Annotated in this window: 1 protein-coding gene; it reads right to left on the reverse strand. The window is 47.4% G+C overall.

Annotated elements, in window-relative coordinates:
* The coding region (locus R8O10_RS24925) for a sugar transferase (protein ID WP_318191918.1) at nucleotides 1-740 on the reverse strand (740 nt) is incomplete at both ends.

A 740-nucleotide genomic window follows, 5' to 3' on the forward strand; every position in this document is an offset into this window, starting at 1 on the left:
ACGGAGTAATACGAGGGTCGTTTTTCGTGGCTTGCTTGATGTTTGGGCCTTGATCCATCGTCGTCATCGAGCGGAACTTCCAAACTTCGATTTTTCGACCGTCCAAACCATAACGATGCTGCTTAAATATTACAGGGCCTTTTGACGTCAACTTAATACCAATGGCGATAGCAAGCAGGATTGGTGATATCAACACTAAGATAATGCTAGAAAACAAAATGTCTTCGAAGCGTTTAATCCAGGATGAAACGCCAGCAAAAGGCGTATCGAACACGCTGAGAGTTTGAACTTGACCAATTTGATCCCAGCGAGAATGGAGCAGGTTGTAAGTAAAGAAATCCGGGATCAGATAAGTGTTCGCTGTGGTGTCGGAGAACTGGTTCAGGATGGAAGCAATGCGCTCTTTAGCATGCATTGGCATCGCAATGTATACGTAATCGACTTCTCCTCGTTTTGCCCGTTCTAACGCTTGGTTTACCGCGCCTTTGATTGGGTATTCGGAGCTAGGCAATCTGTCGCTAGAGCGTTCGTCGTAGAAGCCGTCAAATAGAACACCATGCTCGGTGTGGTTTTGAATCTCGTTGGCAAGGGTGATGCCGTGAGGGGTCTGGCCGATGATGATAGCGGTGCGTGTGTTGAAGCCCATTTTTCGCAAATAGGCCAAAACGGTACGAAAGGTTACTCGCCACGCCAACAGTAATGCCGGCGTAATAGTAACCCATAACGCTAAGATACTGCGG

The organism is Vibrio sp. 1727 (genome assembly GCF_033344415.1).
GTDB classification, from domain to species: domain Bacteria; phylum Pseudomonadota; class Gammaproteobacteria; order Enterobacterales; family Vibrionaceae; genus Vibrio; species Vibrio alginolyticus.